This is a genomic window from Streptomyces sp. NPDC053079 (genome assembly GCF_044546695.1).
Lineage (GTDB): Bacteria > Actinomycetota > Actinomycetes > Streptomycetales > Streptomycetaceae > Streptomyces.
Genome location: NZ_JBITZJ010000008.1, coordinates 252,135 through 273,805, shown reverse-complemented (window position 1 = coordinate 273,805; position 21,671 = coordinate 252,135). Strand labels below are relative to the sequence as shown.

Annotated in this window: 22 protein-coding genes; 15 read left to right on the top strand and 7 right to left on the bottom strand. The window is 74.3% G+C overall.

Going from position 1 to position 21,671, the window contains the following annotated elements:
* Positions 1 to 144 precede the first annotated feature (144 nt).
* Positions 145 to 1,002 carry a 3-hydroxybutyryl-CoA dehydrogenase gene (locus ACIGXW_RS28975; RefSeq protein WP_071964701.1) on the bottom strand — a complete coding sequence of 286 codons (858 nt, stop codon included), beginning with the start codon at positions 1,000 to 1,002 and terminating at the stop codon, positions 145 to 147.
* Between the two features lie 176 nt (positions 1,003 to 1,178).
* On the opposite strand from ACIGXW_RS28975, the gene ACIGXW_RS28970 reads away from it, so the two are divergent.
* Positions 1,179 to 2,426, top strand: coding sequence for a glycoside hydrolase family 10 protein (locus tag ACIGXW_RS28970; RefSeq protein WP_399575695.1), 1,248 nt, complete (start codon positions 1,179 to 1,181; stop codon positions 2,424 to 2,426).
* Between the two features lie 13 nt (positions 2,427 to 2,439).
* Here the strand turns inward: ACIGXW_RS28970 and ACIGXW_RS28965 are convergent, their stop codons facing one another.
* Together ACIGXW_RS28965 and ACIGXW_RS28960 are read right to left on the bottom strand one after the other, a co-directional pair.
* Complete coding sequence (locus tag ACIGXW_RS28965; protein ID WP_399575694.1) at positions 2,440 to 2,640, bottom strand: DUF1918 domain-containing protein; 201 nt, start codon at positions 2,638 to 2,640, stop codon at positions 2,440 to 2,442.
* Positions 2,641 to 2,752: 112 nt separating this feature from the next.
* A complete protein-coding gene (locus tag ACIGXW_RS28960) occupies positions 2,753 to 3,703 on the bottom strand; it encodes a DMT family transporter (RefSeq protein ID WP_399575693.1) in 951 nt (316 codons plus the stop codon).
* Between ACIGXW_RS28960 and ACIGXW_RS28955 the strand changes: the two genes are divergently transcribed.
* The gene (locus ACIGXW_RS28955) at positions 3,702 to 5,153 is read left to right on the top strand and encodes a PLP-dependent aminotransferase family protein (RefSeq protein ID WP_399575691.1); all 1,452 of its coding nucleotides are present in this window, start codon (positions 3,702 to 3,704) and stop codon (positions 5,151 to 5,153) included. The two genes, ACIGXW_RS28960 and ACIGXW_RS28955, sit on opposite strands and share 2 nt — an antisense overlap.
* On the opposite strand, the gene ACIGXW_RS28950 is transcribed toward ACIGXW_RS28955, so the two are convergent.
* Entirely contained in the window at positions 5,137 to 6,045 is a 909-nt protein-coding gene (locus tag ACIGXW_RS28950; protein WP_399575689.1) for a LysR family transcriptional regulator, read from the bottom strand. The two genes, ACIGXW_RS28955 and ACIGXW_RS28950, sit on opposite strands and share 17 nt — an antisense overlap.
* A gap of 81 nt (positions 6,046 to 6,126) precedes the next feature.
* On the opposite strand from ACIGXW_RS28950, the gene ACIGXW_RS28945 reads away from it, so the two are divergent.
* Complete coding sequence (locus ACIGXW_RS28945; protein ID WP_399575687.1) at positions 6,127 to 7,581, top strand: MFS transporter; 1,455 nt, start codon at positions 6,127 to 6,129, stop codon at positions 7,579 to 7,581.
* Positions 7,582 to 7,596: 15 nt separating this feature from the next.
* Here the strand turns inward: ACIGXW_RS28945 and ACIGXW_RS28940 are convergent, their stop codons facing one another.
* Complete coding sequence (locus ACIGXW_RS28940; protein WP_399575686.1) at positions 7,597 to 8,145, bottom strand: hypothetical protein; 549 nt, start codon at positions 8,143 to 8,145, stop codon at positions 7,597 to 7,599.
* 160 nt (positions 8,146 to 8,305) lie between these two features.
* Here ACIGXW_RS28940 and ACIGXW_RS28935 point away from each other — a divergent pair, with 160 nt between their 5' ends.
* The 7 genes from ACIGXW_RS28935 to ACIGXW_RS28905 all read left to right on the top strand — a co-directional run bounded on the left by ACIGXW_RS28935 (position 8,306) and on the right by ACIGXW_RS28905 (position 15,013).
* On the top strand, positions 8,306 to 9,517 hold the full coding sequence (locus ACIGXW_RS28935; protein WP_399575684.1) for a sensor histidine kinase: 1,212 nt from the start codon (positions 8,306 to 8,308) through the stop codon (positions 9,515 to 9,517).
* Positions 9,514 to 10,179 (top strand): response regulator transcription factor, encoded by a 666-nt coding sequence (locus tag ACIGXW_RS28930; protein ID WP_071964694.1) that lies wholly within the window; start codon positions 9,514 to 9,516, stop codon positions 10,177 to 10,179. The genes ACIGXW_RS28935 and ACIGXW_RS28930 overlap by 4 nt, the downstream gene beginning before the upstream one ends.
* Before the next feature lie 159 nt (positions 10,180 to 10,338).
* Positions 10,339 to 11,307, top strand: a complete 969-nt coding sequence (locus ACIGXW_RS28925; RefSeq protein ID WP_399575926.1) for an alpha/beta fold hydrolase — start codon at positions 10,339 to 10,341, stop codon at positions 11,305 to 11,307.
* Positions 11,300 to 12,469, top strand: a complete 1,170-nt coding sequence (locus ACIGXW_RS28920; protein ID WP_399575683.1) for an acyltransferase — start codon at positions 11,300 to 11,302, stop codon at positions 12,467 to 12,469. Before ACIGXW_RS28925 ends, ACIGXW_RS28920 begins: the two co-directional genes overlap by 8 nt.
* A gap of 16 nt (positions 12,470 to 12,485) precedes the next feature.
* Positions 12,486 to 13,778, top strand: coding sequence for a sensor histidine kinase (locus tag ACIGXW_RS28915; RefSeq protein ID WP_399575682.1), 1,293 nt, complete (start codon positions 12,486 to 12,488; stop codon positions 13,776 to 13,778).
* Positions 13,775 to 14,446 (top strand): response regulator, encoded by a 672-nt coding sequence (locus ACIGXW_RS28910; RefSeq protein ID WP_399575679.1) that lies wholly within the window; start codon positions 13,775 to 13,777, stop codon positions 14,444 to 14,446. The genes ACIGXW_RS28915 and ACIGXW_RS28910 overlap by 4 nt, the downstream gene beginning before the upstream one ends.
* A gap of 33 nt (positions 14,447 to 14,479) precedes the next feature.
* Positions 14,480 to 15,013, top strand: coding sequence for a GNAT family N-acetyltransferase (locus tag ACIGXW_RS28905; RefSeq protein WP_399575678.1), 534 nt, complete (start codon positions 14,480 to 14,482; stop codon positions 15,011 to 15,013).
* 13 nt (positions 15,014 to 15,026) lie between these two features.
* Here ACIGXW_RS28905 and ACIGXW_RS28900 read toward each other — a convergent pair whose 3' ends face one another.
* Both ACIGXW_RS28900 and ACIGXW_RS28895 read right to left on the bottom strand, forming a co-directional pair.
* Positions 15,027 to 15,806, bottom strand: a complete 780-nt coding sequence (locus ACIGXW_RS28900) for a S1 family peptidase (protein ID WP_399575676.1) — start codon at positions 15,804 to 15,806, stop codon at positions 15,027 to 15,029.
* Between the two features lie 175 nt (positions 15,807 to 15,981).
* Complete coding sequence (locus ACIGXW_RS28895; RefSeq protein WP_399575674.1) at positions 15,982 to 16,497, bottom strand: hypothetical protein; 516 nt, start codon at positions 16,495 to 16,497, stop codon at positions 15,982 to 15,984.
* Positions 16,498 to 16,746: 249 nt separating this feature from the next.
* Between ACIGXW_RS28895 and argC the strand changes: the two genes are divergently transcribed.
* The 5 genes from argC (at position 16,747) to ACIGXW_RS28870 (ending at position 21,664) form a co-directional block, all read left to right on the top strand.
* Positions 16,747 to 17,775: an N-acetyl-gamma-glutamyl-phosphate reductase gene (gene argC / locus ACIGXW_RS28890; RefSeq protein WP_399575672.1), complete on the top strand. Its 1,029-nt coding sequence runs from the start codon at positions 16,747 to 16,749 to the stop codon at positions 17,773 to 17,775.
* An 88-nt stretch (positions 17,776 to 17,863) separates the two neighbouring features.
* Entirely contained in the window at positions 17,864 to 19,015 is a 1,152-nt protein-coding gene (gene argJ / locus ACIGXW_RS28885; protein ID WP_399575670.1) for a bifunctional glutamate N-acetyltransferase/amino-acid acetyltransferase ArgJ, read from the top strand.
* Positions 19,012 to 19,911 carry an acetylglutamate kinase gene (gene argB, locus ACIGXW_RS28880; RefSeq protein ID WP_399575668.1) on the top strand — a complete coding sequence of 300 codons (900 nt, stop codon included), beginning with the start codon at positions 19,012 to 19,014 and terminating at the stop codon, positions 19,909 to 19,911. The genes argJ and argB overlap by 4 nt, the downstream gene beginning before the upstream one ends.
* Complete coding sequence (locus ACIGXW_RS28875) at positions 19,908 to 21,113, top strand: acetylornithine transaminase (RefSeq protein ID WP_399575667.1); 1,206 nt, start codon at positions 19,908 to 19,910, stop codon at positions 21,111 to 21,113. Before argB ends, ACIGXW_RS28875 begins: the two co-directional genes overlap by 4 nt.
* An 8-nt stretch (positions 21,114 to 21,121) precedes the next feature.
* Entirely contained in the window at positions 21,122 to 21,664 is a 543-nt protein-coding gene (locus ACIGXW_RS28870) for an arginine repressor (RefSeq protein WP_360911745.1), read from the top strand.
* Positions 21,665 to 21,671 lie beyond the last annotated feature (7 nt).

Here is a 21,671-nt window from a genome sequence, read left to right as displayed (position 1 = left end):
TTCGTGCTTGCCGACGAGTGCGAGTCAACCGCGTCGGCCTGCGGGGCGGGAGCGTGTGCGGGGGGTATATGCGGGTCACCGGCGCACACCCCGTGTGAAAGCAGGGGGTGCGCCGGGCCGCCGTCGGTCACCGTGCGTAGCGATCTAGTACGTGTAGAAGCCCGAGCCCGTCTTGCGGCCCAGCCGGCCCGCGTCGACCATGCGCTGCAGCAGCGGCGGGGCGGCGTACAGCGGCTCCTTGTACTCGGCGTACATGCTGTCGGCGACGGAGGCGACCGTGTCCAGGCCGATCAGGTCGGCGAGCTTGAGCGGGCCCATGGGGTGGGCGCAGCCCAGCTCCATGCCGTTGTCGATGTCCTCGCGGCTGGCCATGCCCGACTCGAACATCCGGATCGCGGAGAGCAGGTACGGGATGAGCAGGGCGTTGACGACGAAGCCGGAGCGGTCCTGGGCGCGGATGGCGTGCTTGCCCAGGACGTTGCCGACCAGTATTTCGGCGCGCTTGATCGTCTCTTCGCCGGTGGTCAGCGCGGGGATCAGCTCGACGAGCTGCTGCACGGGGGCCGGGTTGAAGAAGTGGATGCCGATCACGCGGTCGGGGCGGGAGGTCGCCACGGCCAGCTTCACCAGCGGGATGGAGGAGGTGTTGGACGCCAGGATGGCGTCCGGGCGGGTGATCACCTGGTCGAGGACCTGGAAGATCTCGGTCTTGACCTGCTCGTTCTCGACGACGGCCTCGATGACGAGGTCCCGGTCGGCGAATTCGCCCAGGTCGGTGGTGAAGGTCAGGCGCGCCAGGGTGGCGTCGCGCTCCGCCTCGGTGATCTTGCCGCGTTCGGCGGCCTTGCCGAGGGAGTTGGTCAGGCGGGTGCGGCCCAGCTCCAGCGCCTCGCCCGTCGTCTCGGCGACCTTGACGTCCAGGCCGGCCCGGGCACACACCTCCGCGATGCCCGCGCCCATCTGGCCGCAGCCCACCACTCCGACGCGTTCGATGTCGGTCACATCGTGCCTTTCGCTGATCGCTGATCTTCGTCGACCGGCGGGGATCGGAGGTCATCCGGCTCCCGCCTCGGAAAAGACGTTACTCCGCGGGGGGCGGTGCCGGGCGGGCCGGGGCGGGCATGCTCTGCGCGAGGGGTGTGACGGGCGGTCCGCCGTTGACGAAAGAGGGGTTGCATATGGGACGTATGAGTCGAAGAGGGTTCACCGTCGCCGCGGCCGGTGCCATGACGGTGATGCTGGCGACGGGTGAGGCGGGCGCGCTGCCGGCATCGGGGGCCGGCGGAGCCCAGGCCCGCAAGCGGGAGTTCCGCGGCATGTGGGCGGCCACGGTCGTGAACGTCGACTGGCCCTCGCGCCCCGGCCTGGCACCCGAGGTCCAACGCGCCGAGCTGCTGGCGCTGTTCGATGCCGCCGTGGCCCGCCGGCTGAACGCCGTGCTGCTGCAGATCCGGCCGACCGCCGACGCCTTCTGGCCGTCACGGTACGAGCCGTGGTCGGAATACCTGACCGGCACTCAAGGGCGCTCGCCCGGCTGGGATCCGCTGGCCTTCGCCGTGCGCGAGGCCCACAAGCGCCGCCTGGAGCTGCACGGTTGGTTCAACCCCTACCGCATCGCCAACCACACCGACCCCGGTCGGCTCGTCCCCGGCCACCCGGCGCGGGTCCACCCCGAGTGGGCCGTGCGCTACGGCGGCAAGCTCTACTACAACCCCGGCCTGCCCGAGGTGCGCCGCTTCGTCCAGGACGCCATGCTCGACGCGGTCTGGCGCTACGACCTGGACGGCGTGCACTTCGACGACTACTTCTACCCCTACCCCGTGGCCGGTCAGGTCTTCGACGACACGGCCGCCTACCAGCGCTACGGCGCCGGCTTCCCCGACCGGGCCGCCTGGCGGCGCGACAACATCGACCGCCTGGTGCGCGAGACGCGCGAGCGCATCAAGAAGCGCAAGCGGCACGTGCGCTTCGGCGTCAGCCCGTTCGCCGTCTGGCGCAACCGCGCCACCGATCCCCTGGGCTCCGACACCCGGGCCGGGGTGCAGACCTACGACGACCTGTACGCCGACACCCGCAGGTGGGTCCGCGAGGGCTGGATCGACTACATCGTCCCGCAGTGCTACTGGCACATCGGCTTCCCCGTCGCCGACTACGCCAAGCTCGTCCCCTGGTGGGCGCGGACCGTACGCGGCACGGACGTCCACCTCTACATCGGCGAGGCCCTGTACCGGGCCGGCGATCCCGCGCAGCCGGCGCCCTGGCAGGACCCCGCCGAGCTCTCCCGCCACATCGCCCTGGGCCGTGCGCACCCCGAAGTGCTCGGCAACGTCTACTTCTCCGCCAAGCAGGTGGCGGCCGACCGCATCGGGGCGATGGCGCGCGTGGTGAAGGACCACTACCCCCACCGCGCGCGCCCGCCGCGCTGACGGCTACGGCCGGCTAGCCCTGGTCGCCGGCCTTGCGGTGGTCCACCACGGAGTCGGGCCCCGGGGACATGATGGTCTCGTGCCCGTTCTCCGCCCGGACGCGGTAGGGCGGCGTTCCGTCGGGGCCCAGTACCTCAACGATCTCCACGACGTGGTCCTGCTTGCCGACCACCCTGCCGTGTACGACCAGCCGGTCGCCCTTGCTCGCATGCATCGACGGTGACCCTTCCGTTGTGTGGGTGGACAAGGTGCACTCGGATACTCCCAGCCTAGGGTGACCGGCGGTATAGGGCGCGCTCAGGAATGTGCGGCGGCCGGCCGTCGTGTCACCGTCCGGCCCGCTGCGTCGCGCCGATGCAGACCAGCACGGCGAGCGCCGCCAGCGGCGCCGCCGGCGTCAGGCTCTCGCCCAGCAGGGCCACCGACCACACCAGGGTGAGCAGCGGCTGGGCCAGCTGCACCTGGCTGGCCCTGGGCACGCCGATGGCGCCCATGCCCCGGTACCAGACCCACAGGCTGACGAACTGGGACGTGCCCAGCCAGAGCAGCCCGGCGAGGGCGTGCCCGGTCGGCCGGACGGGCTCGGCGAGCAGGGCGATGACCGCACCGGTCAGGGCCAGGGGCAGGCACAGCACCAGTGCCCAGCCGATGATCTGCCAGCCCGGCAGCTCGCGCGCCAGGGCGCCGCCCTCGGCGTATCCCGCGGCGCAGATCAGCAGGGCGCCCAGCAGGTACAGGTCGCCGGGCGAGAAGCGTCCGCCGCTCTGGTAGAGGGCGAAGGCGACGACCACGGCGGCGCCGGCCAGCGCGGCCGCCCAGAAGCCGCGCGAGTGCCGGGTGCGGGTCCGCACCGCCGCGTACGCGGCCGTCGTCAGCGGCAGCAGGCCCACCACCACGGCCGCGTGCGAGGTCGAGGACGTCTGCAGGGCCAGCGTGGTGAGGAGGGGGAACCCCACGACGGTGCCGGCGGCCACGGCCAGCAGGGGCAGCAGGTGCCGGCGGGCCGGCAGCGGCACCCGCCCGGCCAGCAGGCAGCTTCCGGCGATCAACGCCGCCAGGACGGCCCGGCAGGTCGTCACCGACCACGGCCCCATCCCCTCGAGGGCCCAGGCGGTCGCGGGGAACGTCAGGGAGAACATGCCGACCCCGAGGGCGGCGAGCAGCATGCCGCCGCCCGAACGGCCGCGCGCCCCGGCGGCGTCCACCACGGGCGGCGCCTGCGCGGGAACGCTCACCGCTATCGAAGAAGGGGCAGTAGCGCTATCTTGTGCTGTCATGCATGAGCGTAACAGCGTGGCCGAACTCGCGGGCATCCTGCGCGGAGAGCTCGACCGCTACTCTCCCGGTGAGAAGCTGCCCTCCAGCAGGGCCCTCGTCGAGCGCTTCCACGTCAGCCCCGTCACCGTCTCCCGAGCGCTGGCCTCCCTGGCCGCCGAGGGCCTGGTGCGCACCAGGCCCGGCGCGGGCGCCTTCCGGGCCCAGCCGCACGCCGCCCCCGCCCGGGCCGGCGACACCTCCTGGCAGCAGGTCGCGCTCAGCGCCGAGACCGGCGACGACTCCGTGCCCCGCTCCGTCGACGCCGGCGGCGTCCTCACCTCCCTCGCCAGCCCGCCCCCCGGCGTCATCGAACTCAGCGGCGGCTACCTCCACCCCGGCCTCCAGCCCGAACGCGCCCTGGCCGCCGCCCTCGGACGGGCCGGGCGCCGGCCGGGCGCGTGGGAGCGCCCGCCCCTGGAGGGCGTCGACGAGCTGCGGTCGTGGTTCGCCCGCGAGATCGGCGGCCCGGCCGGCACGGTCGCCCCCTCCGGCGTACTGATCACCTCCGGCGGCCAGAGCGCCCTCACCACCGCCCTGCGCGCCCTCGCCCCGCCCGGCGCACCCGTGCTCGTCGAGTCCCCCACCTACCCAGGCATGGTCGCCGCCGCGCGCGCCTCGGGGCTGCGGCCCGTGCCCGTACCCGTGGACGACCGCGGCGTACGCACCGATCTGCTCGCGGAGGCCTTCCGGGCCAGCGGCGCCAGGGTCTTCGTCTGCCAGCCGCTCTTCCAGAACCCCACCGGCACGGTGCTGGCCGACGACCGGCGCCGGGAGGTCCTGCGGATCGCCCGCGCGGCCGGGGCCTTCGTCATCGAGGACGACTTCGCGCGCCGCCTCGTCCACGAGGGCGCCCCGCCGCTGCCGCCCACGCTGGCCTCGCAGGACGTGGACGGCGTCGTCGTCCACGTCTGCTCACTGACCAAGTTCACCTCGCCCAGCCTGCGCGTGGGAGCCCTCGCCGCCCGCGGCCCCGTCCTGGAACGGCTGCGGGCCATCCAGGTCGTCGACAGCTTCTTCGTGCCCCGCCCGCTGCAGGAAACGGCCCTCGAACTCGTCGGCGCCCCCGCCTGGTCCCGGCACCGCCGCGCGGTCGCCGCCGAACTGCGCACCCGCCGCGAGACGCTCCTGGCCGAACTGGCCCGCGAACTCCCCGTCCTCGTCCCGGACGTCGTGGCCCAGGGCGGCTTCCACATCTGGTTCCGCCTCCCGGACGGCACCGACGAGAGCGCCCTGGCCGCCGCCGCGCTGCGCGCCGGGGTCGCCGTCAACGCCGGCCGCCCGTTCTACTGCGCCGAACCCCCCGCCCCGCACCTGCGCCTGTGCTTCGCGGGCGCGGCGGGCACGGCCGAACTGGCCGAGGGAGTACGCCGGTTGCGCACGGCGTACGAGGAGCTCAGCGCGGGTCGCTGAGGGGCCCGCCGCCGGCCCGCGTCACCGCCTCCCGCAGCCACCGGTGCGCCGGATCGTCATCGACCCGCACATGCCACGCCATGCCCGTGTCGACGCCCGGCAGCGACAGCGGAACGTCCCGGACGACCAGCGGCATCGTCCGCGCGGCGTGCGCGGCGACGGGCGCGGCCACCAGGGCCAGGGCGTCCGAGCTCAGCGCCAGGAAGCAAGCCGTCGCATGGCTCGGCACGGTCGCCAGCACCTGACGGCTCAGCCCCAGCACCGCCAGACGCTCGTCGACGACGCCGCGCAGGCGGCCCCGGCGGGTGACGGTGATGTGGGGGAGCGCGGCGAACATCTCGACGGTCAGCGGCTCGTGGGCGTGCGGCGCGCCGGCCCGGCAGACGGTGACGAAATGGTGCCGGGCGAGCGGGGCGCTGCGCACGTCGTGGGGGAGCGCGGGCAGTCGGCCGACGTCCAGGTCGACGCCGTCGCGCAGGTCGGCGGGGTCCTCGTCGCCCTCGGGCAGGAAGCGCAGCCGGATGCCGGGGGCCTCGCGGGCGACGCGCTCGGTGAGCGCCGGGCCGACGACGACGGCGAAGGCGTCGTTCGTGCGGAGCGTGAAGTCCCGCTGGACGGAGGCGATGTCGAGCGGCTCGGCCGGCCGCAGCGCGGCCAGCGCGCCGGCGAGGGCCGCCTCGGCCCGCGGGCGCAGCTCCAGCGCCCGCGGGGTGAGGGCGAGCCCCCGCCCGGCGGGGACCAGCAGCGGATCGCCCAGCACCCGGCGCAGCCGGCCCAGGGTGCGGCTCATCGCGGACGCCGAGACGTTCATCCGCGCGGCCGCCCCCGTCACACTGCCCTCGCGCAGCAGGGCGTCCAGCGCGGGCAGCAGGTTCATGTCCGGTAGTTGCATGGCAGTCAATTCTGGCTTGAGCATTCGGAACTTGTGGTCAATCATCCCCCGCCCCCACGATGAACCCGACACCGGAAAGCGATGGGACAGATGATCGACACCAAGCGACGCAACACCGCCCTCCTGGTCGCGGGCTGCTTCTTCATGGAGAACCTGGACGGCACCATCGTCACCACCGCCGCACCCAGGATGGGTGACGCCCTGGGCGTCGACCCGACCGCCATCGGCCTGGTCGTCACCGCCTACCTGGTGACGCTCGCCGTCCTGATACCGCTCAGCGGCTGGCTGACCGCCCGCTTCGGGGCCCGGCGCGTCTTCCTGACCGCCATCGCCGTGTTCACCCTGGCCTCGCTGGGGTGCGCGCTCAGCACCAGCCTCGGCGAGCTGGTCGCCCTGCGCGTCCTGCAGGGGGCCGGCGGCGCCATGATGGTCCCGGTCGGACGGCTGATGGTGGTCTCCGGCGCCGAGAAGCCCGACATACCCCGGCTCGTCTCGTACGTCGTCTGGCCCGCTCTGGTCGCCCCGGTCCTCGCACCGCTGGCAGGCGGCCTGCTCACCACCTATGCGAGCTGGCACTGGATGTTCCTCGTCAACCTCCCCCTCGGCGCCCTGGCGTTCGCCGTCGCATGGCGCCTCGTCGACGCCCCCGCCGAGGGCCCGGACACCGCCGCCGTGCCGCGCCTGGACCGGTGGGGCGTCGTCCTGACCTCCACCGGCCTCGGCGCGCTGACATGGACGGCCCACCTGCTCTCCGAGCCCGGGACGGACCTGGTGCCCGCGCTCGTCGCGGGAGGCGTCGCCGTGCTGCTCCTGGCGGTGGCGGCGCGGCATCTGCTGCGTACGGCCGAGCCGCTGATCGACCTGCGCACGCTGCGGGTGGCGACCTTCCGGGCGTCGGTGTCCGGGGGCTCGCTGTTCTGGATCGTCGTGGCGGCCGTGCCCTTCCTGCTGCCGCTGCTCTTCCAGGAGGTCTTCGGCTGGAGCGCGGTCGAGTCCGGCGCCATGGTGCTGTTCGTCTTCGTGGGCAACATCGCCATCAAGCCGGCGACGACCTTCCTGCTCAACCGCTACGGCTTCCGGCCGCTGCTGGTCGTCGCCACGCTCGGGGTCGGCGCCACCACGACGCTGTGCGCCTTCCTCACCGCCGCGACGCCGCTCGCCCTCGTCGTCGTCCTCACCGTGATCAGCGGCGCCGCCCGCTCCCTCGGCCTCACCTGCTACCAGGTCATCGCCTTCGCCGACGTCCCGCAGGAGCGGATGCGCCACGCCAACACCCTCCAGTCCACGGCCCAGCAGGCCGCCGCGGGCCTCGGCGTCGCCGCCGCCACGGTCGCGCTGCGCGCCGGAGGGCCCCTCGGCGACCTGCTGCCGGGACAGCCGACCCCGGCGACCGCCTACACGGTGGCCTTCTGCCTGCTCGCGCTCGTCAGCCTCGGCGCGCTGGCCGGCGCCCTGCGCCTGCACCCCACGGCGGGCGACGCGGTCCGCCGCCCGGCACCGCGCCCCGCGGGGCACCGTGACCTCGAGCGCGCGTGACGAGGGCCCGCCCCTTCACGCACCGGCCGCGCGGCGCCTGCGGTAGTACGCCACCGTGACCACCGCCAGGAGCGGCCCCCAGGCCAGCAGCGGTACGTAACAGGCCGTCATGAGCCATGCCGAGGCGCCCTTCGGAGCGTCGGCGGCCTCGAACTGGCCCTGCCAGCCGCCGCACGCCGCCATCCCCGTGATCACGGTGACGGCGGCGGCCCCCAGGGCGGCGGGGACGACCGCGGCGAGGACGGGGATGTTCCGTCCGCCCAGGACGGGCACCCAGCGCGGCACCCGCTCGCCCCACGCGCCGATCAGGCCGAGGGCGAGCAGGCCCAGACACTCGGCGAAGACGCTCAGCGCGACCAGATTGAGCGAGGTCCAGCCGGGGAAGTTGCTCGCGTGCAGCTCGCTGCCTTCCCCGAACCCGGACGGCATGCCGACGGCGATCGCGCACCGCCACAGGCCGGAGGGCAGCAGCGTCAGCGGCACGGCGTGCGCCGCCCAGCGGATCGCCCGCGGGACGGCCGGTGCGGTCGGCCGGGGGTGGTGGACTGTCGTCGAGAGAGCCATGGCGCGTTCCTTGTCCGTGGTGAGTGGGCGTCTCCAATCTCGTGCGCACCCCGGCCCCCGGACCATCTGCCGATCAGCGGATCTCCGGCCCCCGCGGGGCCGTTCTCCTCCGCCGATCGGCAGAGGAGAACGGCGGCCACCCGTCCGTAAGATCGACTCCATGGGGAGGACCGGGGGATGGACAGGCCGTGACGCGGCCGCGGCCGGCTGCGCCGCGGTGGGCGCCACCGTCGTCGCGTACGGCACGGCGGCGCTGCCGTACGCGGTCGTGCCGGCGACCGCCGCGGTGGCGCTGCTGCTGTGGGCGCTCGTCGGCGGGCCGTCCGCGCGGCACGGACTGGCGGAACCGCTCGCGGTCACCGGCGTGCTGTCCCTGGCCACCACGGCCCTGACGGCCCCGCCGACGACGTCCGGCGGTTCCTGGCCGCGGCTCGGGGAGACCGTCGCGCTCCTGCTGCTGATCGTCGTCGTGACCCGCCGGGCCCCGCTCCGCCGGGCGGCGGTGGCGGTCGCCCTCGCGGGCGCGGCGGTCGCCGCGTGGACGCTGCCGCTGCTGCCGGCGCCCTCCCCGCTGTCGCTGGCCGGCGCCGCCGCGTTCTGGAGCCTGCCCGTCCTGGGCGCCGTCGTCGTGGGCGGCTATCCGCGGCTGATGGAACACCGCAGGAACCTGCTGGTCACCGAGGTCCGCCGGGCCCAGCAGCTCGAACTCGCCCGCGACCTCCACGACTTCGTGGCCCACGACGTCAGCGGCATCGTGGCGCAGGCACAGGCCGCCCGCTTCGTGGCCGCCACCGACCCCCGCCAGGCGCTGCCGGCCCTGGAGCGCATCGAGGCCGCCGGCCTGAGCGCCCTGGCCTCGATGGACCGCACCATAGCGATGCTGCGCGCGGCGGCCGGCACCGAACGGCCGGACGGCGGTGCCGTCGAGCCCCTGCCGGGCGTGGACCAACTGCCCGGCCTCGTCGAACGGTTCGCCGGCATCGGCGAAGAGGCCCGGCTCGTCGTGGCGCCCGGCGCCACCGACGGCCTCTCCCGTGCCACCGGATCCACGGTCCACCGCGTGGTGGCCGAGGCCCTCACCAACGTCCGCCGCCACGCCCCCGGCGCCCGTCACGTCGACGTCACGCTCGACCGCGCCCGTACCGCCGACGGCGCGCCCGCCGTCGAGGTCCGGGTGGTCAACGCCCCCGGGACCGGCGCGACCGGCACCCGCACGGCGCTGCGCCGGGAGCGCGAGGGGCACGGCGGACAGGGCCTGAGCGGGCTGCGCGAGCGCGTACGGGCCGCCGGCGGAACCCTGACCTACGGCCCGCACGACGGCGGATGGCACGTGGCCGCCGTCCTGCCCCACACCCACCAGGACGTGGCATGAGCGACGGACCGACCCGCATCCTGCTGGCCGACGACCAGGACGACGTCCGCAGCGGCTTCCGCCTCGTGCTGAACTCGCAGCCGGACATGACCGTCGTGGGCGAGGCCGCCGACGGCCGTACCGCGCTCGAACTGGCCCGGCGGCTGCGGCCGGACGTCGTCCTGGCCGACATCCGGATGCCCGGCCTCGACGGCCTGGAACTCACCCGCCTCCTGGCCGGCCCCCAGGCACCGGAGCCGGTCCGGGTCGTGGTCGTCACCACCTTCGACCTCGACGACTACGTGCACACCGCCCTGCGCGACGGCGCCTGCGGCTTCCTCCTCAAACGCTCCGGCCCCGCCCTGCTGATCGAGGGGGTCCGCTCGGCCATGGCCGGGGACGCCCTGATCAGCCCGCAGATCACGGTGCGCCTGCTGCGCCGGCTGGCCGACCCGCCCACCGTGCGCACGCCCGTGGCCGATCCGCTCACCGACCGCGAGCGGGAGATCGTCCGCCTGATCGCCCGCGGCCGCACCAACGCGGAGATCGGCGCGGAGCTGTTCATCTCGCCCGGGACCGCCAAGACCCACGTCGCCAACATCCAGGCCAAGCTGAGGGCCGGCAACCGCGTCGGCATCGCGGCCTGGGCCTGGGAGACGGGCCTGGTTGCCCCGCGCCCGTAGCACCGGCCGTTCCGACCGCCCGCGCCCCCTACCCGTAGTACTCCGGAGCTACGCGCAGGGTCGGCTCCCCGGTGGGACGCCAACCACACCACCTGATCCCTACCTTCCGTACCGCAAGCACGAAAGCCCCCGGTACGGAAGGACCCCGTCATGGCCGTCATGGCGTCCCGCCCGCGCAGCGGCCCGCGCCGCGCCCTGCTCGCCGCGCTCGTCGCCGCCTCCGTCGCGGTGCCGGTGGCGGGCGTCGCCCGCCCGGCGGCGGTCCCGGCCCCCGCCCCCGCCGCCCTCACCCCCCTGCGCGCCGCGACCCCCGCCGCGCTCCAGGAGCGCTACGCCGCCCACCGCGCCGGCATCCGGGCGGCCGAACGGGCGGCCGCCGCCCACGGCGACCGCCGACGGGCCGCCACGCTGCGCGCCATGGCCGACCCGGCGCGCCGCTTCCTCGCCTTCGACGGCCGTGACGGCGGACGCACCGCCGAGGTCCTCGGCGACCTCGCGCGCGCAGAGCGGATCGCGGTGCTGGTACCCGGTTCCGACACCAGCCTCGACACCTACGGGCGGTTCCTGGCCGGCGCCGTGGCCCTGCGGCGGGAGCTGGGCGAGCGGGCCGCCGTCGTCGCCTGGCTCGGCTACGGCACCCCGGGCACCTTCAGCACCGCGGTGCTCACGCCGGCGCGGGCCGACACCGCCGCCCCCCGACTGCGGGACTTCGTCCAGGAGTTGAGCGTCGCCAGGCCGGCGGCGAGGACCTCGCTGGTGTGCCACTCCTACGGCGCGGTCGTCTGCGCCCGGGCCGCCCCGGGCCTGCCGGTCGCCGACATCGTCCTGTACGGCAGCCCCGGCACCGGCGCCGCCGACCATGTCGGCCACTTGCGGACGCGGGCCAGGGTCTGGGCGGGCCGCGGCGCCCGCGACTGGATCGCGGACGTGCCGCACATACGCCTCGCCCTGGGCTTCGCCACCGTCGGGCTCGGCACCGATCCGCTCGCGAAGCGGTTCGGAGCCCGCCCCTTCGACGCGGGCTCCGCCGGGCACGGCGACTACCTCGAGCCCCGCTCCACGTCCCTGAGGAACATCGCCCGGATCGTCTCCGGAGCGATGCCCGCCGAGGAGGGTCGCCATGCGTGACACCGTACGGCGCATCGAGCGCGCCACCCCGCCCGGCCGCGACCGCGGCATCGACGCCCTGCGCGCCCTCGCCGTCCTCGGCGTGGTCCTCGGCCACTGGCTGGTCACCGCCCTGGTCGCCGACACCGGCACGGTGCGCGGCGCCAGCCCCCTGCAGCACATGCCCGGGCTGGCCCCCCTCTCCTGGCTGTTCCAGACCCTCGCCGTCTTCTTCCTGGTGGGCGGGCACGTCGGCGCCGCGGGGTACGCCTCGGCCCGCGCCCGCGGCGCGACGTACCGGCAGTGGCTCGGCGCCCGGCTGGCGCGGCTGTTCGGGCCGGTCGCCGCCGTGCTGGCGGTGTGGACGGTGGCGGCGGGCGCGATGCTGGCGGCCGGGGCCGGGTACGCGACCGTGCACACCCTGGGCAAGCTGGTGCTCTCCCCCCTGTGGTTCCTGCTGGTCTTCGCGGTGCTGACGGCCGCGACCCCGCTGGTCGCCGGGCTGCACCCGCTGTGGCCGCTCGCGGTGGTGGCGTGCGGGGACCTCGTCCGGCTGGGCCTCGGCGGCCCCGCCTGGCTCGGCTGGCTGAACGTGGCCGCCGGCTGGCTGGTGCCGTACTGCCTGGGCGCGGCCTGGGCGCGCGGCGCCTTCCCGGTGCGCGCGACCGGGCGGGCGCTGCTGGCCGGCGGCGCGGCCGCCGCCACGGGCCTCGTCCTGTACGCCGGTTACCCGGCGTCCATGGTCGGGGTGCCCGGCGCCGCGGTGTCCAACCTCGACCCGCCCACCCTCGCGGCCGTCACCTTCGGCCTCGCCCAGTGCGGGGCGGCCCTGCTGCTGCTCGGCCCGCTGCGCCGGCTGCTGCGGCGGCCGGTGGCGTGGGCGGCGGTGGCGCTGGTGAACCTGGCCGCGATGACCGTCTTCCTCTGGCACCAGACCGCGATGATGGCGGTAACCGCCCTCGGCCTGCTCGCGGGCGAGGCCCTGCCCGGCCTGCACACCGTGCCCGACGGACCCGGCTGGGTGCTCGCCCGGCTGGCCTGGCTGCCGGTGTTCGCCGTGGCGCTGCTGGTGTGCCTGGCGGCCTTCCACGCCTACGAACGGGGCACCGCGGGCGGGCGCGGCGGGAGCCGCACCGTGCGCGGGCGGGGGCCCGCGCGGACGGCGGAGGTACGGCGTGCCTAGAGTTGATCTTGTGCGGATGGGGGAGAAGGAACGGTTCGCCGCAGGGGCGCGCTCGACGCTGCGCGCCCTGGCCACGGGCCTGTTGACGATGCGGCGCGACCCGCTGCCGCGGCTGCGCTCGCTCGGCTGGCTGCCGCATGCCCACGTGGTGCTGATCGCGCTGTTCATCTGTCCCTTCAACGTCGCCGGCAGCAGCGGGGAGTTCCACCAGAATCCGACACTCCGGATGCTGCTCTCGGTGCTCCAGTCGGCGTCCGTCGTCCTCGCGCTGTCCCGCCCGGTACCCGCCTGGTGGCTGTCGACGACCACCCTCTTCCTCGTCGCGGCGCTCGGCGAGGCCGAGGTCAGCCGGGACCACCTGTGGCCGTGGGGCATCGAGGGCATCGTCCTGCACACCCTCGTGCTGCTCCTCCTCGCCCTGCGGGTCCGCCCCCTGATCGCGGCCCAGGCGCTGACACTGACCGTCCTGTCCGGGCTGCTCAACACCGTCTTCCAGACCCAGGACCACAACGAGGTCCTCACCCGCGCCCTCGTACCCTTCGCGACCGCGGTCGTCGTCGGAGCCTCCCTGCGCATGAGCCGGGTGGCCCGCACGCGCCTGGTCGAGCAGGAGGTGCTCACCGCCGAGGAGCGCTCCCGGCGCACCCTGCTGGAGGAGCGCAACCGCATCGCCCGCGAGCTGCACGACGTGGTCGCTCACCACATGTCGGTCATCTCCATCCAGGCCCAGGTCGCCCCGCACCTGGTCGAGAACCCGTCCGCGGATCTGAAGGAGAACCTCGCCGGCATCCGCCAGAACGCGGTCGAGGCGCTGACCGAACTGCGCCGGGTCCTGGGCGTCCTGCGCTCCGAGGACCCCTCCGCCGAGGGTGCGCGACACGCGCCGCAGCCCACCCTCGACCGCCTGGCCGAACTGGTCGAGAACGTACGGGGCGCCGGCCTCGCCGTCACCACCGAGATCACGGGCCGGCCGCGCTCGCTGTCCCCGGGCGTGGAGCTCTCGGCCTTCCGCATCGTCCAGGAGTCGCTCAGCAACGCGATGCGCCACGCCCCCGGAGCCCAGGTGCGCGTGGGGATCGGCTACCACCCCTCGGGGGTCACGGTCCGCGTCGTCAACACCGCCCCGGACCGGCCGGTGGCGCCCTCGCCGGGCGCCGGCCACGGCCTGCTCGGCATGCGCGAGCGCACCGCGATGCTCGGCGGCGAACTCGCCGCCGGAGCCACCCCCGACGGCGGCTACGAAGTGATCGCCACCCTGCCCGTACTCTTCGCCGCCCCAGGCGCCGACCCCGTCGAGGACACCGCATGACCGCCATCCGCGTGCTGATCGCCGACGACCAGATGATGGTCCGTCAGGGCTTCACGGTCCTGCTCAACGCCGAACCCGGCATCGAGGTCGTCGGCCAGGCCGTGGACGGCGAGGACGCCGTCGCCAAGGTCGCCGAACTCGCCCCGGACGTCGTGCTGATGGACATCCGCATGCCCCGGCTCGGCGGCATCGACGCCACGCGCCGCATCACCGCGCCCGCCGGCGCCACCGTCAAGGTCCTGGTCCTGACCACCTTCGACCTTGACGAGTACGTCTACGAGGCGCTGCGCGCGGGCGCGTCCGGGTTCCTGCTGAAGGACGCCTCGGCCGACGAGCTCGCCCACGCCGTCCGCGTGGTGGCGGGCGGCGACGCCCTGCTTTCCCCGAACCTCACCAAGCGCCTCATCGCCGAGTTCTCCCGGACGGCCGGCGCCCCCCGCGCCCCGCTCAGGGAACGCGTCGGCGGCCTGACGGAACGCGAGACCGAGGTCCTGTCCCTGATCGCCCAGGGCCTGTCCAACGCGGAGATCGCCGCACGCCTGGTGCTCGCGGAACAGACCGTGAAGACCCATGTGAGCCGGATCCTGGTCAAGCTGGGCCTGCGCGACCGGACCCAGGCAGCCGTCTTCGCCTACGAGACGGGCCTGGTGCGCCCGGCCGGATACTGACCCCTCCGCCGGGCCGGGAGTGATCATGGGGAGATGACTGATGATCCCTTTCCCACGCCGCCGGCCGTGGTGCGGCTCGCGCAGTACACGAAGACCGACCTGAGCGAGATCCTCGGTGACGTCGCGGACCCCTTCGGCGTCGAGGACACCGGCCTGACGTGGCGCCCCAAGGACGAGCACTTCGGCATCAGGCGTGCGGGCCGGCTCGTCGCGCACACCGGCCTGGTGAGGCTGCCGCTCTCGGTCGGCGGGGCGGCCACCGAGGCGGTGGGCGTCGGCGGGGTGGCCGTCGCGGCCGACGCCCGGGGCCAGGGTCTGGCCCGGCTGGTCATGACGGCGGCCCTGGACCACGCCCGCACCATGGGTCCCCGCCACGCCCTCCTCTTCTGCCGGCCGCCCCTCGTCGCCCTCTACCGCCGGCTGGGGTGGCGGGTGCTCGAGGGGGACGTCCACGTCGAACAGCCCACGGGCCCCGTGGTCATGCCGCTGTGCACCATGTGGACGCCCCTGCACGGGGACGCGCCATGGCCCGAGGGCCCGGTGCGGCTGCATTCCCTCCCCATGTGACCGCGTGGCCGGGCTAGCGCAGGCCCAGCGCCGGGGCGACCGTGCTCACCTTGGTGAAGACCGAGACCGGGTACTGGGCGTCGCAGTACTTGTTGCCCGTCGACACGATGCCGATCAGGACCCCGTCGGCGACGAGCGGACCGCCCGAGTCGCCCGGACAGATGCTGTCGCCCTTGCCCTTCGCGGAGGTGCCGCAGACCTTCAGGGTCGTGTCGGTGGTGTTGGAGTACGGCTCGCACGCGGCGAGCGGAGAGAGGGTCAGGGTGGCCTTCTTCAGGACGCGGCCCTGGGTGGCGCCGTCGGTGAGGCCCCAGCCGTAGACGGTGGCGGTGCGCCCGGTGGCGTACAGCGCGGCGTCCTTGTCCGTCGCGACGCGCAGCGGCTTGTACGGAAGCGGCTTGTCCAGGGTGAGGACGGCCGCGTCGTGCACGAGGTCGCTCGTGTACCGCGGGTCCAGCTTGACGGCGGTGACGCGCCGTTCCTGGCCCGCCGCCGACAGCCGGTCGGTGCGCCCGCCGACCACGGTCATCGACAGGGGGCGGGGCGCGTTCGTCACGCAGTGGGCGGCCGTGAGCACCTTGTCGGGGGCGACGAGGGTGCCGCCGCACCACGCGCTGTCCGCGCCCGCCGGCGCGTCCGGGTTCTTGAGCATCACGGTGAAGGGCGCCGCCTGGCTCGTGGTGGCCGAGCCGCCGCGGACGGCGGCAGCCGGAGTGGCGCCGACGCCGGCGACCGCCGTCAGGCCGGCGGCGGTCAGGAGGGCGGCGGTGAGGCGTCGGCTGTGCTGGGACATGTGGGATTCCCCGTTGTCTGTCGGTGCGGTGCCGGTCGGCCCGGCGGGTCTGGCCCCGACCCTGGCCCGGGGGCCGTCCCCACCGCCAGAGGCTGCCGCCGATGCGGGACGCCGGGACGTTTTACCGCCTGTGACCTGCGCGAACGGGCGAAGGTGGAACGGCGGGGTGGAACGGTCAGGCGGCGTGGCAGAGTTCTGCGGGGCCGGCCGGGGCCGAGGCGAGGGCCACGGTCGCGTGCACGGGGAGGGCGGTGGTCGCGGCTTGCGAGCGGCCGCGCGCGAAGACGACGAGGCGCAGCACCGCGAACCGCGCGACCCCGGCGAGTGCGGAGGCGGACAGATAGACGACCTGCTCGAGCACCGCACCGGGCGCCGCCACCAGTTGCTGCAGGGCGAGCATCGCCCCGCAGGTCACCGCGTACGCGGCCGCCGCGGACCCGGCCGACTGCGCATGCTGGCGCCAGGTCGCGCGTCCGCCGGCGCCGAAGGTGAAGCGGGCGTGCAGCTCGGTGGCGAGGAGCGTGGAGACCACGGTGATCAGGGCGTTGGCCAGGAACCAGGGAACCCAGGAGGCGAGGGCCACCACGGCGAAGCTGGAGGCGAGCCCTACCCCGCCGCCGCAGAGCACGAAGCGGGCGAAGGCGGCGAAGGCCCCCGGTGCCGCCTGCTGCCGGCCCTGTGCTGTCTCCATGATCCGTCCCCCTTTTGATGGCCCACCCCCGCGAACGCGCACCCCTCCGGCCCGTGAGGCCGAGGGATTCGCCGCTCGTGGCGTCATCATGGCGCATGAATGGCGCCATGGCGAGCCATTAATGGCGCCACACGTGGCGCCACGGCCTGCGCGGCCTGATATGGCCCGTAAAGAGCGCATTCAAAAGAGGCATTGCATAAAACTGCAGGCATCCGTATAGTCATGCTCGATACGGAGGAGGAACGACCGATGGCGATACGTGCCGCAGTGGCCGGGGCGAGTGGATACGCGGGCGGGGAGATACTGCGCCTGCTGCTCGGGCACCCCGAGGTGCGCATCGGCGCCGTGACCGGGAACTCCAACGCCGGTCAGCCGCTGGGCGTCCTCCAGCCGCACCTGCCGCAGCTCGCCGCGCGGGTGCTCGAGCCGACCACGGCCGAGGTGCTCGCCGGACACGACGTCGTCTTCCTCGCCCTGCCGCACGGGCAGTCCGCCGCCGTCGCGGCGGAGCTCGGCGACGGGGTGCTGGTCGTCGACTGCGGCGCGGACTTCCGGCTGCGGGACGCGGGGCAGTGGGAGCGCTTCTACGGCTCGCCCCACGCCGGCACGTGGCCGTACGGGCTGCCCGAGCTGCCCGGCGCCCGGCAGGCGCTGCGGGGGACGAAGCGGGTCGCCGTGCCCGGCTGCTTCCCCACCGCCGTCTCGCTCGCGCTCTTCCCCGCCTACGCCGCCGCCCTGGCCGGGCCCGAGGCCGTGATCGTCGCCGCCTCCGGCACGTCCGGCGCCGGCAAGGCCGCCAGGCCCCACCTGCTCGGCAGCGAGGTCATGGGCTCGATGAGCCCGTACGGCGTCGGCGGCGGGCACCGGCACACCCCCGAGATGAGCCAGAACCTCTCGGCCGTCGCCGGGGAGACCGTCAGCGTCTCCTTCACCCCCACCCTGGCGCCCATGTCGCGCGGCATCCTCGCCACGTGCAGCGCCAAGGCCGCCCCGGGCACCACCGCGCAGTCCCTGCGGGCCGCGTACGAGAAGGCCTTTCAGGACGAGCCGTTCGCCCGCCTCCTGCCCGAGGGGCAGTGGCCGGCCACGGCGTCCGTGTACGGCTCCAACACCGCGCTCGTCCAGGTCGCCCTCGACGAGGCGGCCGGCCGCATCGTCGCCGTCAGCGCCATCGACAACCTCACCAAGGGCACCGCCGGCGGCGCGGTCCAGAGCATGAACCTCGCCCTCGGGCTCCCCGAGGAGCTGGGGCTGCCGGCCACCGGGGTGGCGCCGTGAGCGTCCGCCGGATGATCGCGACCGTACTGGCACGGCTGGTGCCGTGCGACCCCCGGAACACCACGAGCACGACCGACGAGGAGATGCAGTGAGCGTCACCGCAGCAAAGGGCTTCACGGCCGCGGGCATCGCCGCCGGGATCAAGGAGAGCGGCGGGCCCGACCTGGCCCTCGTGGTCAACCAGGGACCGCGTCTGGCCGCCGCCGGCGTGTTCACCGCCAACCGCGTCAAGGCCGCACCCGTCCTGTGGTCCCAGCAGGTCCTCAAGGGCGGTCAGGTCTCCGCCGTCGTCCTCAACTCCGGCGGCGCCAACGCCTGCACCGGCCCCGAGGGCTTCCAGGACACCCACGCCACCGCGGAGAAGGCCGCCGAGGTGCTGGGCCACAACGCCGGCGAGATCGCCGTCGCCTCCACCGGCCTCATCGGCGTCCGGCTGCCCATGGACAAGCTGCTGCCCGGCATCGACAAGGCCGCCGCCGAACTCTCCGCGCACGGCGGCGAGAAGGCCGCCATCGCCATCAAGACCACCGACACCGTCCACAAGACCGCCGTCGCCCAGGGCGAGGGCTGGACGGTGGGCGGCATGGCCAAGGGCGCGGGCATGCTCGCCCCGGGCCTGGCCACCATGCTCGTCGTCCTCACCACCGACGCCGACGTGGACGCCGAAGGCCTCGACGCGACCCTGCGGTCCGCCACGCGGCAGACCTTCGACCGCGTCGACTCCGACGGCTGCATGTCCACCAACGACACCGTGCTGCTGCTCGCCTCCGGAGCCTCCGGCATCACCCCGGACGCGGCCGCCTTCGCCGAGGCCGTCCGCACCGTCTGCGACGACCTCGCCCGCCAGCTCATCGGCGACGCCGAGGGCGCCAGCAAGGACATCCGCATCGAGGTCGTCGGCGCGGCCACCGAGGACGACGCCGTGGAGGTGGGCCGCTCCATCGCCCGCAACAACCTCCTCAAGTGCGCCATCCACGGCGAGGACCCCAACTGGGGCCGGGTGCTCTCCGCCATCGGCACCACCTCCGCCGCCTTCGACCCCGACAAGCTCAACGTGGCCATCAACGGCGTCTGGGTCTGCCGGAACGGCTCCGTCGGTGAGGACCGCGACCTCGTCGACATGCGCTACCGGGAGGTCCGCATCACCGCCGACCTGGCCGAGGGCACCGAGACCGCCGTCATCTGGGCCAACGACCTGACCGCCGACTACGTCCACGAGAACAGCGCGTACAGCTCATGAGCACCCGCAAGCACACCGCCCTGCCCAAGGCCCGCACCCTCGTCGAGGCGCTGCCCTGGCTGACGCGCCATCACGGCAAGACCGTCGTCATCAAGTTCGGCGGCAACGCCATGATCGACGACGAGCTGAAGGCCGCCTTCGCCCAGGACGTCGTCTTCCTCCACCACGCCGGACTGCGCCCGGTCGTCGTGCACGGCGGCGGCCCGCAGATCAGCGCCCAGCTGGACCGGATGGGCCTGCCGTCGGAGTTCAAGGCCGGGCTGCGGGTCACCACGCCCGAGGCCATGGACGTCGTCCGCATGGTGCTGGCCGGCCAGGTCCAGCGCGAGCTCGTCGGGCTCCTCAACCGGCACGGCCCGCTCGCCGTCGGCCTCACCGGCGAGGACGCCCACCTGATGACGGCCACCCAGCACTTCGCCGAGATCGACGGCGAGCGGGTGGACATCGGCCGGGTCGGCGAGATCACCGACATCGACCCGAGCGCGGTGCGCGCACTGCTGGACGACGGCCGCATCCCCGTCATCTCCTCCATCGCCCGCAGCGCCGACGACGACCACGTCTACAACGTCAACGCCGACACCGCCGCCGCCGCGCTCGCCGCCGCGCTGGGCGCCGAGACCCTGATGGTCCTCACCGACGTCGAGGGCCTCTACGCCGACTGGCCCCACAGCGACGACGTCATCAGCCAGCTCACCGCCAGCGAGCTGGAGCGGCTGCTGCCCGAGCTGGCCAGCGGCATGGTCCCCAAGATGGAGGGCTGCCTGCACGCCGTCCGCAACGGCGTCACCACCGCCCGCGTCATCGACGGACGGGTCCAGCACGCCATCCTGCTGGAGATCTTCACGGACGAGGGCATCGGCACGATGGTCGTCCCTGACCCCGAGGGGAAGTCATGACCAACGCGGATCTCACCCGGCGCTGGCAAGGCGCCCTCATGGACAACTACGGCACCCCCCGCATCCCGCTGGTGCGCGGCGAGGGCAGCACGGTCTGGGACGCCGACGGCAACGCCTACCTGGACTTCGTCGGCGGCATCGCGGTCAACGCCCTCGGGCACGCGCACCCCGCGATCGTCCGCGCGGTCTCCGACCAGATCGCCACGCTGGGCCACGTCTCCAACCTCTTCACCGCCGAGCCCACCGTCCAGTTGGCGGAGCGGCTGCTGAGTCTGGCCGGCCGGCCGGGGCGGGTGTACTTCTCCAACTCCGGCGCGGAGGCGGTCGAAGCCGCCTTCAAGATCGGCCGGCGCACGGGCCGCACCCACATGGTGGCCGCCGCCGGCGGCTTCCACGGCCGCACCATGGGGGCCCTCGCCCTCACCGGCCAGCCCACGAAGCAGGAACCGTTCCTTCCGCTGCCCGGAGACGTCACCCACGTCCCGTACGGGGACGTCGCGGCCCTGCGCGCGGCGGTCACCACCGACACCGCGCTGGTGGTGCTGGAGCCGGTCCAGGGCGAGAACGGCGTGGTCGTGCCGCCGGAGGGCTATCTGGCCGCCGCCCGCGAGATCACCCGGGCCACCGGGACGCTGCTGGTACTGGACGAGATCCAGACAGGTATCGGCCGCACCGGGGACTGGTTCGCGCACACGTCCGAGGGCATCGAGCCCGACGTCGTCACCCTCGCCAAGGGCCTCGGCGGCGGCCTGCCCATCGGGGCCACCCTGGCCTTCGGACCCGCCGCCGACCTGCTGACACCCGGTCAGCACGGCTCCACGTTCGGCGGCAACCCCGTCTCCTGCGCGGCCGCCCTCGCCGTCCTCGACACCCTCGCGGCCGGGGACGCCCTCGCCCACGTCCGGCGCACGGGCGCCCTGCTGCGTGACGGGATCGCTGCGCTGAAGCACCCGCTCGTCGGCCACGTCCGTGGTGCGGGCCTGCTCCTGGGTATTGTCCTTGACGAGCCCCTCGCACCAAAGGTGCAGCAGGCGGCCCAGGAAGCCGGTCTCCTGGTGAACGCGGTCGCACCCCACGTGGTGCGGCTGGCCCCTCCACTGATCATCACCGAGGATGAGGTGGAGACGTTCCTCCAGGCGCTGCCCGGCGTACTGGACGCCGCCGCCGGCGGGGCACACGGGGAACGACGATCCGGAGACTGACGACAACGATGACCGAGGCGCAGGAGACCGAGCCGGGCCACGGCGGCCAGGCCGTGCCGCAGACCCGCACCGCACGCCACCGCCGGATCGTGGACATCCTCAGCCGGCAAGCCGTCAGGTCGCAGAGCCAGCTGGCCAAGCTGCTCGCGGACGACGGCCTCTCCGTCACGCAGGCGACGCTCTCCCGGGATCTCGACGAGCTGGGCGCGGTGAAGATCCGCAACACCGGCGGCGAGCTCATCTACGCGGTCCCCTCCGAGGGCGGCGACCGCACCCCCCGGGCCCCCCTCGGCGAGTCCGCCACGGAGGCCCGCATGGGCCGCCTGGCCGCCGAACTGCTGATCTCGGCCGAGGCCTCGGCCAACCTCGTGGTCCTGCGCACCCCGCCGGGCGCGGCGCAGTTCTTCGCCTCGGCCATCGACCAGGCGGGCGTCCACGAGATCATCGGCACCATCGCCGGCGACGACACCCTCCTCCTGATCAGCCGCGACCCGGCCGGCGGCCAGGCCCTGGCGGACCACCTGCTGAGGCTGGCACAGAAGGAACGCTGAGGCCCGT